The following is a 15,778-nucleotide window of genomic DNA, read 5'->3' as shown; positions in this document are numbered from 1 at the left end:
TTGGTGAATTGGTTATCAGCTTGCCTTACTTTTTATAAGGAATGACGATGAATCAAGCAAATATAGTAAAAAAGAAGTTAATGGGAATGACCCTTTCTGAACTTCAGGAAGTGGTACACCACTTGAATATGCCGACATTTACTGCAGGACAGATAGCCAAATGGCTCTATCTGCAGCAAGTGACGAGTATTGACGAGATGACTAATCTCTCGAAAAACAACCGCCAGATTCTTCAAGAGTCTTTTGAAATAGGGTGCATGAAACCACTGGATGCGCAATATTCTAAAGACGGAACCATAAAATACCTCTTCCCAACAGCATCGGGAAATTTGGTAGAGACGGTGTACATCCCCGACCAAGATAGAGCCACACTCTGCGTGTCCAGTCAGGTGGGATGCAAGATGAACTGCCTTTTTTGCCAAACAGGCAAACAAGGATTTGAAGGAAATCTGACCTATACGGACATCTTGAATCAAATATATTCTTTGCCCGAGCGCGAAAAGCTCACAAACATCGTGTTCATGGGACAAGGAGAACCGATGGACAACATCGACAATGTGCTGCGTGCAACACAGATATTGACAGCTCCATACGGTTATGCGTGGAGTCCAAAGCGTATTACGGTGAGCAGTGTTGGGGTGAAAGGAAAGTTAAAACGTTTCTTAGATGAAAGCGATTGTCATGTGGCTATTAGCTTACATTCCGCTATCCCTGAACAGCGGAGAGAACTAATGCCAGCAGAAAAGGCGATGCCTATTCAGGATATCGTAGAACTGTTGCGAGAGTATGACTTTGCACACCAACGGCGACTGTCGTTTGAGTACATTGTTTTTGACGGTGAGAACGATTCCGTTCGGCATGCACAAAAAGTGGTAGAATTGCTTCGTGGATTGGATTGTCGTGTAAATCTTATCCGTTTTCATCAGATACCCAACGTTTCGTTGCGTGGAACAGACACCGCTACGATGGAACGGTTTAGGGATTATCTCACATCGCATGGCATCTTTACAACGATTCGAGCGAGCCGAGGGCAAGACATTTTTGCCGCTTGTGGCTTGCTGAGTACTGCCAAGAAAAAGACAACACATGCGTAAGGAATGGATATGGCATTTTTCTCTCTTATGCCTTGTCATGGGAGGAGTGACGGCTTGCCGACAACAAAAGACGGTTTTGCCAGCGAGCACGCAACAGCCGTATGAAATATTGGTGGTGGGCGATATTGACAGCTTGCTGTATCATTGTTTATCAGTGCCAATGGTTGGCTTGCCACAGGTGGAACCCACATTTGATGTAACATGCGTGAAGACTGGAGATTTTGATGCGCAACGGCGACTGATGCGCCAAATCATTGTTGTGAGACAACACCAAGGAGAGCGGAATAAACCTGCTATTTCTCATGAACGCAATCGTTTTGCTCAACCACAATTGGTGATGTACATTGACGTAAGCTCGAAAAAAGAGCTGCAACGTATCTGTGAGAACATGGGGAAAGAAATTCGGCAAGTGTTCATTGCGCAAGAATATGAGCAAAACATCTTGCATCTTCGACAGAACCATGAGGTAAAAACCGCACAAAACGTACAACGGATGTTCGGCTATCGGCTGATGTTGCCTGCGGACATGCAGTCGTACAAGGTGGGTAAGAACTTTCTTTGGCTGTCTAACAATGCGGTGCAAGGACTGCAAAACATCTGCGTTTATGCCATTCAAGGACTAAAACAGCCCACTTTACAGCAAACCGATAGTGTTCTGCAAGCGAATATAAAAGGTGAAACAGATAAGATTTTTATGCAGACAGTGAGGGCATCGATGCAAGACGAGACTTTCTTCTTTCATCAAAAGAGACAAAATTGGCAACGTGGACAATGGGAGATGTGCGGCGATATGATGGGTGGACCTTTGGTGAGAAAGGTGGTCATAGACAGCACTGCAAGGCAAGCCGTTGTCTTTGACGCTTTTGTATATGCCCCAGAGGGTAAAAAGCGCAATCGGATGCGAGCCTTGGAAGCTGCGTTGTTGACCATTCAGAAGACAAACAAAAATAGAAAAGAGGAACAACAGTGACGGAAGACTGGCGATGCGCCCAATGGGTACGATTCAAATGTTTGACGAACAGAATTGTCGTTCCTTGAACTACGATAAAAAAATAATATACTTATGAACAACAGAAAAATTCGTGTGGCAATCACACACGGTGATACAAATGGTATCGGATATGAACTAATTTTTAAGACTTTCTCGTCACCCGAGATGCTGGAGCTTTGTACACCTATTATTTATGGGTCGCCCATGGTTGCAGCTTATCATAGAAAAGCACTCGGCATTCAGGCAAACTTTAGTATTGTCAACAATACAGACGAAATCAAGGACGGACGCTTAAACCTTCTAACTTGCTTCGAAGACGAAGTGAAAGTGGAGCTTGGAACGCCCACGGAAGAATCAGGACGTGCGGCAATCCGTGCTTTGGATCGGGCAATGACCGATTATAGAGAAGGGGTGTATGATGTTTTGGTGTGTGCGCCTATTGGTACCAATAACTTAAAAATCGGAGGACTGGAGTTTAAGAATCTTGCCCATTACCTGCAAACTTGTTTGGGAGAGGGACATGAGGCTATGCCAGTGTTCATGAACGACTTTTTAAGAGTGGCGTTGGTTTCCAATCAATTATTGATGAAAGATGCCATAGAGGACATCAAAGAGCAAAACCTCATCAATCGAGCTACTGTCTTATGCGAAACAATGCGTAGAGACTTGCGTGTCTCAAGTCCACGAATTGCAATCTTGGCATTGAACCCCACTGCAGATGGCGTAGAAGAAAAGGAGGTTATTGCCCCAGCGATAACAAAACTGACAGAGGCTGGCGTGTACGCCTATGGTCCTTATCCAGCAGAGGAATTCTTTGGAAGTAACCAGTATGAGGCATTTGATGCCATTCTCTCCATGCATTATGAGCAAGCCATTTTACCTTTTAAGACACTGACAATTGATGAAGGTGTGTGCCTGATTGCTAACCTGCCATTGGTATGTACAACAACGAATGATAGTCCTGAGTTTGCAAAAGCAGGAGCTGGGGTCATGGATGAGCAGCCAATGAGACAAGCCGTTTATTTAGCAATAGATGCTTGGCGGAACCGCATGAGCTTTGAGGAACCTCTGAAAAACCCACTTCCTAAGCTCTATCATGAACGTAGGGAAAACAGAGACCGTGGACGGTTGAATGGGGTGAAACGCAATGACAAGGACAACCAAAAACTGCAAGAAGCAGAATAATCGATGAAAAAGAAATATCAGAACGCATTCTTTATATTCGGTTTGTGCGTTTTGCTCTTCATGATAACGCAGCTCAACTTCGGTGAAGTATGGGAAGGTGTGCGCCATGCTGGCTATTGGTTTTTTGCCATCTTAGTACTATGGATATTCTTATACCTCTTTAATACTGGTGCTTGGTATTTGATTATCAAGAGTTGTGTGTCCGAAAAATCGTTTCAAGATGATGAAAAAGGGATTACAACGAGCAATGCGAACAACAATAAGAATGTAGGTTTCTGGTGGTTGTATAAGATAACCGTATCTGGCTTTGCACTCAATTACGCCACACCGGGTGGACTAATGGGGGGCGAGCCTTACCGTATCATGGAGTTGTCTCCAAAGATTGGAACGGAAGCCGCCTCATCTTCGGTGATACTCTATGTGATGACTCATATCTTTAGTCATTTCTGTTTTTGGGTCATCTGCATCTTCTTGTATCTTTTTACCCAGTCCCTTTCACTTGGAATGGGAGTGTTGTTGGCAAGTGCAGGAGTGTTCTGTGGATTGGGACTATGGTTCTTTATGGTTGGATATCAAAAAGGATTAGCTGTAAGAATGATGAAATTTCTGCGCCACATCCCATTGGTAAAGAAATGGGCAATACCCTTTGTCGACAAACATCGTAATCAGTTAGATACGATAGATTGTCAAATAGCCGCATTGCATAAACAAAATCCAAAGACATTCGTAGCTGCCGTTGGACTTGAAATCGCCTGTAGATTTTGTTCTGCCTTAGAGGTGATGTTCATTCTGATGGTGCTTACTCCTTCGGTGAGTTATCTCAATTGCGTATTAGTGATTGCATTTACAACGCTGTTTGCCAATCTTCTATTCTTTATGCCCTTACAGTTGGGGGGACGTGAGGGTGGCTTCCTGATGTCGGTATCTAAGTTGGGCATGACTGCCAGTGCAGGTATCTTTGTGGCTTTGTTAGTGAGACTGCGTGAATTGATTTGGACGGGTATCGGACTGTTGCTCATTAAGTTTGACAAAAAACAAAAAGACTAAGATAAATTTACTGCCATATTTGCAGCTATGTCGAATAAATTATGTAATTTTGTCATCCAATGAACACCTCAGAATTGCAAAAAATAAAACAGCGTTACAGCATCGTTGGGAATAGCGATGGACTGAATCATGCCTTGGATGTAGCCTTGCAGGTAGCACCTACCGACCTTTCCGTCTTGATTATTGGAGAGAGCGGTGTGGGAAAAGAAATCTTTCCTCGAGTGATTCACGACCATTCTCCTCGGAAGCGTGAACGCTATTTTGCCGTAAACTGTGGTTCTATACCCGAAGGAACGATTGACAGCGAACTCTTTGGACATGAAAAAGGTTCGTTTACTGGGGCTATCGTGGAGCGGGAAGGCTATTTCGGAATAGCCAACAAAGGCACTATCTTCTTGGATGAAGTAGGTGAGTTGCCGCTTGCAACACAGGCAAGGTTGCTTCGTGTGTTAGAGACAGGCGAGTATATTCGTGTAGGTGGACAGGAAGTTCGCAAGACGGATGTTCGCATTGTGGCTGCTACAAACGTAAATATGCCTAAAGCCATTAGCGAAGGTCGCTTTCGGGAAGACTTGTATTATCGATTAAATACGATTCCAATTCAAATTCCCCCGTTGCGAAATCGGGGTGAAGATATTATTTTACTCTTTCGGTTGTTCTCCATGCAAATGGCAGAAAAGTATCGTTTGCCAAAGATTACCTTGACAGAGGATGCCAAACAATTGATGCTCAAGTATAAATGGCCTGGCAATGTTCGTCAGCTCAAGAATATCACAGAACAGATGTCGGTGCTGGTACAAGACAGAGAGATAGATGCTAAGCTGTTGAGTAACTTTATTCCTCAAGATCGTGAGAGTACACAGTTAGCGACCATTAACACGCATGGGAGTCACTCGTATGAGAACGAACGTGAGATATTGTATAAAATATTGTACGAACTTCGAGGTAACGTGAGTGATCTTCGTCGCGATTTAACCAGTCTGAGAAAACAATTGGACGATGCGAATAATGTTCATTCTGGCTTAACCTACCCTAATCAGGTTCACGCTCTCGAAAGAAGTGTAACAAGCCTTACAGACTTATCACACCAACAGCATATGCCTTCAAATTCAACAGTAATATCTCGAGCTGTAGATTCTGAAGATGCCATTGTTGAAGAAGTGAAAGAACCTGAAAGTCTAAATCTTAACGACTTAGGTAGACAAATGGTAGAAAAGGCGTTGGAACGGAATGGTGGTAATCGTAAGAAAGCGGCAAAAGAACTTGGCATTTCCGATCGTACCCTCTATAGAAGAATAAAACAATATGGACTTGAGAAAAAATAAGATTGTGCAGCTTTGCGAAATTCAGCATCAATATCGTGTTGTATTCTATTGTCTGTTATTAAGCTGCTTGCTTGTTGGATGCTCTATTTATAAATTCAACGGTGCCAGCATTGACTATACGAAGACCAAAACGATTCAGATATCCGATTTCCCTATTCGTAGTGCCTATGTTTGGGGACCCATGGCACCTATGTTCAATAACGAACTAAAAGATATGTTTGCCAATCATACCAAGCTCAGTCAGGTAAGGCGAAATGGAGATTTGAAGATTGAAGGCGAGATTGTTTCCTACACTCAGCGCAATAAATCGGTTTCCAGTGAAGGTCATTCTGCACAAACGGAATTGTCGATAACCGTTAATGTGAGGTTTACCAATAACAAGAATCACACTGAAGACTTTGAACGACAGTTCTCATCGGCTAAAAGTTATGAAACGACAAAGAATCTTAATTCTGTGCAAGAAGAGTTAGTTTCGCAGATGGTGAAAGACTTAGCCGACCAAATCTTCAATGCTACCGTTGCCAACTGGTAGTTGACAGCTTTGATAAATCAAGTATGGAACTAAGCAGATTGATACAACATCCCGAGTTGATGGACAAGGAGACGCTTTATGACTTAAGGAGTTTGCTTGCCCTTTATCCGTATTACCAAACTGTAAGGTTACTGATGTTGAAAAATCTGTATTTGCTCCATGATGCTACTTTCGATGATGAGTTGAGACGAGCAGCTGTGTATATTACCGATCGGAAAGTACTTTTCAATCTTATAGAGGCAGCACATTACCGATTCAATAAACCTTCTACAGGAGAAAAGCAACCCGCAGTTGAGGGAATTGGTGACAGCAGAACTATCTCGCTTATTGATAATTTTCTGGAAACAGTACCTGTAGAAGAGGAAGAGACACCTCAAAAGAGAAAACCAACTCCAGCTGATGCGGCAATAGATTATGTTTCTTATCTTCTTGAGGTGGAGAGTGAAGAAGAACATAAGGCTAATGCAGCCTCTCCACACTTAAAAGGTCAAGACTTGATAGATAGCTTTATACAGAAAAATGGAGATGGAAGAATACAGTTAAACGACACCCCAGAGTATCTACCAGAAATAGATGAAGATAAAGAAACGCCCACTGAAGAAGGTTATTTTACAGAAACTTTGGCAAATATATATATCAAACAAGGAAGATACGAACAGGCTCTTGAAATTATTCAGCGATTAAATTTGAATTTTCCAAAAAAAAATAGTTACTTTGCAGACCAAATACGTTTTTTAGAGAAACTAATATTAAATAATAAAATAAACAAGTAAAAAAAATGATGTACACATTATTTGTGGGACTTATAGTTCTTGCCTCGATTTTGATGGTGGTAATTGTTGTAATCCAAGAATCAAAAGGTGGAGGATTAGCTTCTAATTTTTCCTCGTCAAACGCCATTATGGGAGTCCGAAAGACAACAGATGTGATTGAGAAAACGACATGGGGATTGGCTATCTTTATGGTTGTGTTGAGCGTTGCTTGTGCATACGTTGTACCAAGAGCATCTTCAGAACAAAGCGTTTTAGAAAAGACCGCTACTGAAACACAGACAACCAATCCGAATACAACTCCTGGTTTTGGCGCAAGCGAGCAACAAGCACCTGCAGCAGGTTCTCAAAATGCAACTCCTGCTAACCAAGGAACTCAGCAAGCTCCTGCAACACCTAAAGCACCAGTAGCTCCTGCTAAATAAAAAATTAAAAAGTAAGGGATTTATTTGCATAATTAGAATAAATCCCTTACCTTTGCACTCGCTTCTGATGAAGAAGAGTTTTATAAATGGTGGCCGTAGTTCAGTTGGTTAGAGCGTCAGATTGTGGTTCTGAATGTCGTGGGTTCGAGTCCCACCTGCCACCCACCACACAAACAAGCGGAAAGTCCGATAAGTAAAGGCTTTCCGCTTGTTTCTTTTATGACCAGCAGCTTTCAAAAGTAACTTTCAAAAATGGAACTATGTCTACTTTAGAAAATCTCTAACTCACCAGCAGGAAACAATAAGTGTTATACGAATAGGATGCTGTCAGCGTTCGCTGGTAGTTGCCTCCACCTATCGGTTCGTTGTCATTGTCATCTCGTAGGTAAGAAGCACCACGTGAGTTGAGACGTGTAAGGTTTTTAAGGGAAAGACGTAATAAAATGTACTTTTATTCGTTCATTCAAAGATGACAAACGAGAATCGCAACAAAACCTATACCCATATCTTAAAATACACTGGTCTGTTTGGCGGTGTACAAGGTCTTGGCATCTTGGTAGGCATTGTTCGCAATAAGTTGGTGGCTCTTCTTCTCGGTGCCGAGGGAATGGGACTGATGTCGCTCTTCAATTCCACAACCAAACTGATTAGCGACTCCACTAATTTTGGATTAAGTATGAGTGCCGTTAGGGAACTGTCTGCTGCTTTCGAACAGCACGACGAGACCTATATGAGACGTTGTATTGACAGTGTGAGACTGTTGAGCATGTTGACGGCTCTGTTGGGTATGGTGGTGTGCATGGTGATAAGTCCTATACTCAGTCGGTGGGTTTTTGGCTGGGGAGACCACTCTTTGCATTTTGTTTTGCTGTCGATAGTGGTATTCCTAATGGCAGTGACGGGGGGAGAATTGGCCATTTTGAAAGCCTTACGACAACTCAAATCGTTAGCGAAAATCTCTTTTCTCAACATCGTAGGCGCATTAATTACCTCCATTCCATTGTTCTACATCTGGCGTCAGGCAGCTATTGTTCCTTCACTCATCATTGTCGCTTTGACACAAATGCTGCTCACTATTTATTACTCTCATAGACAATACGCTATACATTTTAACTGGAGCAAAACATTGTTGTTGCAGGGAAGTCCTATGCTCAAGATTGGAGTGGCTTTTGTGCTGGCTGGTATTTTGGGAAGCGGTGCCGATTTCTTGATACGTCGCTACCTTAATGTACTGGGATCGGTAGAGACCGTTGGACTGTTTAATGCAGCTTATATGATGACAATGACGTATGCGGGTTTGGTGTTTTCTGCCATGGAAACCGATTTCTTCCCACGCTTGTCGTCCATCAAGCACACGGGTGCGCTGTTGAACGAAACGGTCAACAGTCAGATAGAAGTGTCGTTGTTGCTCATTTCGCCTATGTTGGTGGTGTTCATGGTAGGTGTACCGGTGTTGTTGCCGCTGCTGTATAGTCGAGAGTTTGTGTCGCTCCAAGTCATGGTGCAGACCTTGGTGCTGGCGATGTATTGGCGAGCTGTCAAACTACCTATTGCTTACATTCCGTTAGCAAAAGGTAATTCGAGACTGTACCTCCTTGTAGAGGCTATTTACGATGTTGTCCTGGTGCTGGCTGTTATCGCAGGATTCCACTATTATGAGTTATTAGGCGCAGGAATAGCTATCACTTTGGTTGCAGTATTGGATTTTTTAATGCTATATTATTTTATGCACACCACCTATCAATATAATATATCCTATTCGGTGTGGCAATATTTAGGCATCCAACTCATGTTTGGCTTGTTCACTTACGGCTTGGTGTTGTCAACCCATGGCTGGTTGTATTGGGGTGGGGGCGTAGTGCTTGTCCTCTTGAGCCTGTGGGTGTCATTACGCATATTGAGAAAAAAGACAGATTTGTGGACACATCTAAAATTACGAGTATGGAAAAAATAGCATCATTTGCCATATTGGTGGCGGTTTATAATGGTAGCGAGTATCTGAAAAGATGCTTAGATTCGTTGCTGAAACAAACCCTCAAAGACATTCAAGTGATTTGTATAGACGACGGCTCTACGGACAATTCTTGGGAAATATTACAGTCGTATGCAGCTATAGACCGACGAATTAAGATTCTTCATCTAAGTCAAAACTATGGAATAGCACATGCACGCAACGAAGGAATTAAACATATCAACGCTCGTTACACCACGATTTTAGATTGCGACGATACTTTTGCGCCCGATGCCTTGGAACAGGCTTTACAGGTTTTTGAAAAGCATCCACAAGTAGACTGTGTGCTTTTCAAGCTTCTCACCCTTGGAGAAGACAATTCAACGGCGCAGGAATATGACATGGATTTTTTTGAAGAAAGGTCTGGATACGAGGCTTTCAAAGACAGCTTGACGTGGAAAATTCATGGCGTTTATGCTGCGAAAACTTCCCTTTTCAAACAATTCCCGTACGATGACACGTGTAAGACCTACAGTGATGACAACAGTACACGACTGCATTATTTGTTTTCTAAGCAAGTGAGTTGTTGTCACGGAAAGAACTACTACCACTACAATCCTCACTCGGTAACACGTGCGATTAGTGGCAGCAGGTTTGATTATCTTCGTGCCAACGAAAGTATGAAGAAGCAGTTGACACAACTTAACGTAAGCGATGATGTTTTAACGATTTATGAAAATGTACGCTGGCTGGTATTGATAGATTTATATTATTTTCATTATTCCTACAGAAAACAGCTTTCTGCCGAGGATTCTGCGATGGGCATGTGTGAACTTCATCGTATATGGAGCGGTATCGAGGTACACAGGTTATACAAAAGACTAAAATATAAATTCGGGTATATGCCGCTACGCTTTTCATGGAAGATGTTCAGAATACAAGAAGAACTCTATTTTACCCTCAGGTCTATTTTTCGAAGGGGCATCCAGCAGACTAAGAATCAGTGAAATGTCACAGCCACTGGCATCAAAAGAGCTACCAAATAAGGTCTTCAAAGAATTTTCATATAAATGTTTTGCCCAATTCACATTATATTTATTACCTTTGTGAAGTTTTTAGAGCGCACTATAGTTATATAGATGTTAAGAACTAATCTATAGATTTCCCCTCATTGGGATTTGACAAAGAAAATCGAATATATGAAGCAGATTACAACAATTGGTATTTTAACTTCTGGTGGAGATGCTCCTGGTATGAATGCAGCCATACGTGCGGTAACGCGTGCTGGTATCTGTAACGGTTTTAAGATAAAAGGTATCTATAAAGGTTATGATGGATTGATAAATGATGAAATTAAAGATTTCACGACCGAAAATGTGAGCGGCATCATCATGTCTGGAGGTACTATCTTAAAAACAGCTCGTTCTTTAGAATTTTTAACACCCGAAGGAAGAAAGAAGGCTTATGAGAATATTCAGAAGCATTCTATCGGTGCTTTGGTAGTAATAGGTGGTAATGGATCGTTGCGTGGTGCAATTGAATTTGCAAGAGAATATGACGTCCGTTGTATTGGGCTTCCAGGAACTATTGATAATGACCTCTATGGAACCGATTCTACCATTGGTTACGATACTACGTTGAATACCATTGTAGAGTGTGTAGACCGAATTCGGGACACAGCACAGAGCCATGAGCGCATTTTCTTTGTTGAAGTAATGGGGCGCGATGCTGGATTTTTAGCTCAAAATAGTGCGATTGCTTCAGGAGCTGAAGCAGCTATCATTCCTGAAGACAGCACTGATGTAGACCAGTTGGGGCATTTTATGGAACGCGGAATTCGTAAATCTAAGCGTTCTTGCATTGTCATTGTCAGTGAGAGTCCAAAGTGTGGTGCATTGTATTATGCCGATCGTGTGAAAAAAGAGTTCCCTGGTTACGATGTTCGCGTATCTATTTTAGGACATCTGCAACGTGGAGGAAGCCCGTCGGCACACGATAGAATCTTAGCCAGCAGGACAGGTGTTGGCGCAGTAGAAGCCATTATGCAAGGACAGCGCAACATTATGATTGGTATTAAAAACAACGAAATAGATTATATACCATTGACTGAGGCTATTCGGAGCGATAAGCCTTTTGACAAGAAGCTCATCAAGGTACTCGACGAACTGAGTATATAAAAAGGTAGCCTAAGGCATAAAGTCTAAAATATGTTAATATAACAAACTGTTCTGTTAATATAATATTTGTACAAGTAAGCAATCAAAGTATTTTTGTATATTTGCACAGCTAAAGTTTTTTTATTTTTAGAAAATAGTTTCATATAAATATAAAAAGTTATGTCACAAGTGAATGGACATATTTCCCAGATTATTGGACCTGTTATTGATGTTTATTTTGATACGAAAGGTCAAGATCCAGAGTCTGTCTTACCCAAAATATACGATGCGCTGATCGTAAAACGTGAAGACGGTAGCGATTTGGTGATTGAAACACAACAGCACATCGGCGAGGACACGGTTCGCTGTGTAGCCATGGATAACACAGACGGCTTGAGACGTGGCTTGGAAGTGATTGCAACAGGTAGTCCGATAACCATGCCATCAGGAGATCAGATTAAAGGTAGAATGATGAATGTGATAGGGGAGGCTATTGATGGAATGGAACAACTGTCGAAGGAGAAACCTTATCCCATTCATAGGCAGCCACCTGTTTTTGAAGATTTATCCACGCATAAGGAAATGTTGGCCACAGGTATCAAAGTGATAGACTTGTTAGAGCCTTATATGAAAGGTGGAAAAATTGGTTTGTTCGGCGGTGCTGGTGTAGGTAAGACCGTCCTCATTATGGAGTTGATTAACAACATTGCGAAAGGACATAATGGCTATTCTGTATTTGCGGGTGTTGGTGAACGAACCCGTGAAGGTAACGACTTGATTCGAGATATGATTGATTCAGGCGTTATCCGCTATGGCGAAAAATTTAAGAAAGCAATGGATGAAGGCAAGTGGGACCTGTCTTTAGTTGACCCAGAAGAACTGCAGAAGTCGCAAGCCACCTTGGTATATGGTCAAATGAACGAACCACCAGGTGCTCGTGCGTCGGTAGCCTTATCAGGTCTGACCGTTGCAGAAGAGTTTCGTGATAGAGGAGTAAATGGAGATGGACAAGGTGGAGATATCATGTTCTTTATTGATAATATCTTCCGTTTTACTCAGGCAGGTTCAGAAGTTTCAGCCTTATTAGGGCGTATGCCTTCTGCTGTAGGATACCAACCGACTTTAGCTTCTGAAATGGGAACGATGCAAGAGCGCATTACTTCTACCAAAAATGGGTCTATTACGTCTGTACAGGCGGTGTATGTTCCTGCGGACGACTTGACAGACCCAGCTCCTGCGACCACTTTTACACACTTGGATGCCACTACTGAACTCAGTAGAAAGATTACGGAGTTGGGTATTTATCCAGCTGTTGATCCATTAGGTTCGACTTCTCGTATTTTGGATCCACTGATTGTGGGTAAAGAGCACTATAACTGTGCACAAAGAGTTAAACAAATTCTTCAGCACTACCAAGAGTTACAGGACATCATCGCTATTTTGGGTATGGACGAGTTGTCCGATGAAGATAAACAGATTGTGAATCGTGCACGTCGTGTACAGCGTTTCCTCTCGCAACCCTTTACTGTTGCAGAGCAGTTTACTGGCTTGAAGGGAGTAATGGTTCCGATAGAAGATACCATTAAAGGATTTAATATGATTCTTGACGGTGAAGTAGACGATCTTCCAGAACAAGCATTCATGAATGTAGGAACAATAGAAGATGCTATTGAGAAAGGCAAGAAGCTGCTCGCAGCAGCCAAAAGCTAACTTATAGAAACTATAAAAACGACCAACAATAATGCTTCGACTAAAAATTATATCTCCAGAAAAAAGAATCTTTGACGGTGAAGTTAATCGTGTAACTGTGCCAGGAACTCTTGGAGAGTTTGAAATTTTAGTGAATCATGCGCCCATCATCTCTTCTCTTGAGTCTGGAAAGGTGAGCTACGAAATAGAGACAGGCGAGCTTAAGCAGTTAGAAATAGAGAGTGGATTTGTTGAGGTACAAAAGAATGTAATTAGTTTATGTGTTGAACTATAGCCACAAAGGATGAATGATATTAGGCAAATCAAGAGACGCTACATGACACAAAGCTTTTTGCTGTTAACAGCATTAACTTTGATTGGTGTCTTGGTAATGAAAATAGGAAAAGTTGACCATATGGTTACACCACTCATTGTGGGGGTGACTTTTGCCTTGACAATTGATTTGGCTGATATCTTAGTGTGGAGTAGGATTGCTCAAAAACAGGCAGACTATCTTCCAACATTCTTCATGGCAGTATCAAGTGTTAGAACGCTTGCAGCAATCGGAGTGATGTTTGTTTTCTTCCTCGTGATGGAGAAAGCAGTCATTTTGGTATCATGCCTGACTTTCATGAGTTATTATTTGACTATTTTGATACATCACTCATTGTTCTTCATTGCTAAAAGTAAGGCGCAATCAAGTGAAACTAAATGACACGATAACGTTGAATAAAGGATGAAAAAAATAAGAACGATACTGTTTTGCTTATCTTTACTACTGGCTCCAGTACAGTTAATGGCCAGTAATTCAGAGGGGGAGGCATTGAATATTCCGGAGATTGTGCTGGAACATTTGTCCGATTCTTATGAATGGCACATTGCTACTTTTAAGGGTAAGCATCTCAGCTTACCATTGCCTATTATTGTGAGAAGTGAAACGACAGGTGAATGGTATGTGGGTACGGCAAAGAATTTACCAAAACAGTTCTTTTTCGATGAAGAGCATCATGGAAAAATTTACGAACATGTAGGCAACGGAGAAACTGCTCGTCCTATTGATTTAAGTATAACAAAGGTTGTTGTACAAATTTGGATTGTTGTTGTTGTCTTGATTTTGGTATTTTTAAGTTGTGCCAAATGGTATAAGAATGCCGATGAAAAAACGGAAACACCTAAAGGCTTTGTTGGAGTCATGGAGATGTTTGTGATGACGATACATGACGATTTGATTCGTCCCTCTGTAGGAGAAAAGAATTATCAACGTTTTGCGCCCTATCTATTAACGGTATTCTTCTTTATTTTAACTTGTAACCTCATAGGTTTAATTCCTATATTCCCTGGTGGTACCAATATTACGGGAAATATCAACATTACACTGTTCTTAGCTGTTTGTTCGATGATAGCCATCAATTGCTTTGGTTCAAAAGAATATTGGAAAGATATTTTTTGGCCTCACGTACCACTGTTTCTAAAATTACCAGTACCACTGATGCCTGTTATCGAATTATTTGGAGTGTTCACGAAGCCCTTTGCACTGATGATTCGTCTCTTTGCCAATATGATGGCAGGTCATGCCGTGATTCTTAGTTTTACCTGTGTCATCTTCTTAGGTTGGAACATGGGTGTAGGATATGGCTTAGGGTTGAATCTCTTTAGTGCGGTGATGCTTCTTTTCATGAATCTGTTGGAGGTGTTAGTTGCCTTTATTCAGGCTTATGTCTTTACGATGCTTAGTGCGGTGTTCATTGGATTAGCACATCCAGAACCAGAAACATCCATATAAACTTTCATAGAATAGATTTCTAAAATTAATAACAAAAAATAAACGAATTATGATGATTTCAACATTATTAGCAGCAGAAGGATTAGCACAGCTTGGCTGTGGAATTGGTGCAGGTATTGCAACAGTTGGTGCAGGTATCGGTATTGGTAGAATTGGTGGTAATGCCATGGATGCCATTGCTCGTCAACCAGAGGCTTCAGGTAAGATTACATCAAACATGATTTTAACATCTGCCTTCATTGAGGGATGTGCGCTCTTCGCAATTGCAGCTTGTGCTTTCCTTATTAAATAATAAACTATCATAGAATGGAGAATTTACCATCAATATTAACTCCTGATCTTGGACTCCTCTTTTGGATGTTCTTGGCTTTCTTGGTGGTCTTTTTTGTACTTTCGAAATACGGTTTTCCTGTTATCATCAATATGGTGGAAAAACGTAAATCCTATATTGACGACAGTCTTCGTAAAGCACATGAGGCCTCTGAACGTTTAGCCAAAATTCAACAAGAAGGAGATGCAATTCTTCATGATGCTCGTGAAAAGCAAGCGGTTATGTTAAAAGAGGCTGCTGCTACTCGTGACTCTATTGTGGAGAAAGCACATGTGAAGGCAAAGGATGAAAGTTCTCGTCTAATCAGTGAAGCACGAACAGAAATAGACATTGAGAAACAAAATGCCATTCGAGATATTCGTTCTCAGGTCGCTGAACTTTCTGTTCAAATAGCAGAAAAGGTTATTCGTGAAGAACTTGCTTCCAAAGATAGCCAGATGGAGTTGATTAACAAGTTACTGAATGATATATCGGTTGAAAAGAACCAAGCATAGAAGAT

General features: G+C 41.6%; 17 protein-coding genes and 1 tRNA gene. All 18 read left to right on the top strand.

Annotated elements, in window-relative coordinates:
• The first annotated feature begins 41 nt into the window (after positions 1-41).
• The 18 genes from rlmN to atpF all read left to right on the top strand — a co-directional run bounded on the left by rlmN (position 42) and on the right by atpF (position 15,773).
• Positions 42-1,094 (top strand): dual-specificity RNA methyltransferase RlmN, encoded by a 1,053-nt coding sequence (rlmN, locus tag HMPREF9304_RS06150; protein ID WP_036927446.1) that lies wholly within the window; start codon positions 42-44, stop codon positions 1,092-1,094.
• Positions 1,087-2,064: a DUF4837 family protein gene (locus HMPREF9304_RS06145; RefSeq protein WP_052045959.1), complete on the top strand. Its 978-nt coding sequence runs from the start codon at positions 1,087-1,089 to the stop codon at positions 2,062-2,064. Before rlmN ends, HMPREF9304_RS06145 begins: the two co-directional genes overlap by 8 nt.
• Positions 2,065-2,157: 93 nt before the next feature.
• The gene (locus HMPREF9304_RS06140; protein ID WP_036927443.1) at positions 2,158-3,270 is read left to right on the top strand and encodes a PdxA family dehydrogenase; all 1,113 of its coding nucleotides are present in this window, start codon (positions 2,158-2,160) and stop codon (positions 3,268-3,270) included.
• A gap of 3 nt (positions 3,271-3,273) precedes the next feature.
• The gene (locus HMPREF9304_RS06135; RefSeq protein WP_036927440.1) at positions 3,274-4,317 is read left to right on the top strand and encodes a lysylphosphatidylglycerol synthase transmembrane domain-containing protein; all 1,044 of its coding nucleotides are present in this window, start codon (positions 3,274-3,276) and stop codon (positions 4,315-4,317) included.
• A 59-nt stretch (positions 4,318-4,376) separates the two neighbouring features.
• Positions 4,377-5,642, top strand: a complete 1,266-nt coding sequence (locus HMPREF9304_RS06130; protein ID WP_036927438.1) for a sigma-54 interaction domain-containing protein — start codon at positions 4,377-4,379, stop codon at positions 5,640-5,642.
• Complete coding sequence (locus HMPREF9304_RS06125) at positions 5,623-6,174, top strand: LptE family protein (protein WP_036927436.1); 552 nt, start codon at positions 5,623-5,625, stop codon at positions 6,172-6,174. Before HMPREF9304_RS06130 ends, HMPREF9304_RS06125 begins: the two co-directional genes overlap by 20 nt.
• A gap of 23 nt (positions 6,175-6,197) precedes the next feature.
• Complete coding sequence (locus tag HMPREF9304_RS06120) at positions 6,198-6,947, top strand: DUF8458 domain-containing protein (protein ID WP_036927434.1); 750 nt, start codon at positions 6,198-6,200, stop codon at positions 6,945-6,947.
• An 8-nt stretch (positions 6,948-6,955) separates the two neighbouring features.
• Positions 6,956-7,369, top strand: a complete 414-nt coding sequence (gene secG / locus HMPREF9304_RS06115) for a preprotein translocase subunit SecG (RefSeq protein ID WP_229039076.1) — start codon at positions 6,956-6,958, stop codon at positions 7,367-7,369.
• Positions 7,370-7,457: 88 nt separating this feature from the next.
• A tRNA-His gene (locus tag HMPREF9304_RS06110) sits at positions 7,458-7,533 on the top strand.
• 305 nt (positions 7,534-7,838) lie between these two features.
• Positions 7,839-9,323 (top strand): oligosaccharide flippase family protein, encoded by a 1,485-nt coding sequence (locus HMPREF9304_RS06105; protein WP_036927429.1) that lies wholly within the window; start codon positions 7,839-7,841, stop codon positions 9,321-9,323.
• Complete coding sequence (locus HMPREF9304_RS06100; RefSeq protein ID WP_036927427.1) at positions 9,311-10,327, top strand: glycosyltransferase family 2 protein; 1,017 nt, start codon at positions 9,311-9,313, stop codon at positions 10,325-10,327. Before HMPREF9304_RS06105 ends, HMPREF9304_RS06100 begins: the two co-directional genes overlap by 13 nt.
• A gap of 192 nt (positions 10,328-10,519) precedes the next feature.
• A complete protein-coding gene (pfkA, locus tag HMPREF9304_RS06095; protein WP_036927426.1) occupies positions 10,520-11,497 on the top strand; it encodes a 6-phosphofructokinase in 978 nt (325 codons plus the stop codon).
• Between the two features lie 159 nt (positions 11,498-11,656).
• Positions 11,657-13,186, top strand: a complete 1,530-nt coding sequence (gene atpD, locus HMPREF9304_RS06090) for a F0F1 ATP synthase subunit beta (protein WP_036927424.1) — start codon at positions 11,657-11,659, stop codon at positions 13,184-13,186.
• Positions 13,187-13,217: 31 nt separating this feature from the next.
• Positions 13,218-13,460: an ATP synthase F1 subunit epsilon gene (atpC, locus tag HMPREF9304_RS06085; protein ID WP_036927423.1), complete on the top strand. Its 243-nt coding sequence runs from the start codon at positions 13,218-13,220 to the stop codon at positions 13,458-13,460.
• Between the two features lie 42 nt (positions 13,461-13,502).
• Positions 13,503-13,880, top strand: a complete 378-nt coding sequence (locus tag HMPREF9304_RS06080; RefSeq protein WP_156104775.1) for a hypothetical protein — start codon at positions 13,503-13,505, stop codon at positions 13,878-13,880.
• Between the two features lie 21 nt (positions 13,881-13,901).
• Positions 13,902-14,948 carry a F0F1 ATP synthase subunit A gene (atpB, locus tag HMPREF9304_RS06075; RefSeq protein ID WP_036927420.1) on the top strand — a complete coding sequence of 349 codons (1,047 nt, stop codon included), beginning with the start codon at positions 13,902-13,904 and terminating at the stop codon, positions 14,946-14,948.
• A 49-nt stretch (positions 14,949-14,997) separates the two neighbouring features.
• On the top strand, positions 14,998-15,240 hold the full coding sequence (locus HMPREF9304_RS06070; RefSeq protein ID WP_036927418.1) for an ATP synthase F0 subunit C: 243 nt from the start codon (positions 14,998-15,000) through the stop codon (positions 15,238-15,240).
• A gap of 14 nt (positions 15,241-15,254) precedes the next feature.
• Positions 15,255-15,773 (top strand): F0F1 ATP synthase subunit B, encoded by a 519-nt coding sequence (gene atpF, locus HMPREF9304_RS06065; RefSeq protein ID WP_008125853.1) that lies wholly within the window; start codon positions 15,255-15,257, stop codon positions 15,771-15,773.
• The last annotated feature ends 5 nt before the right edge of the window (positions 15,774-15,778 follow it).

Source organism: Hoylesella timonensis S9-PR14 (assembly GCF_000762405.1).
Classification (GTDB): Bacteria; Bacteroidota; Bacteroidia; order Bacteroidales; family Bacteroidaceae; genus Prevotella; species Prevotella timonensis_A.
The sequence above is the reverse complement of the archived record's forward strand: the minus strand, read 5'-3'. Positions and strand labels throughout refer to the sequence as shown.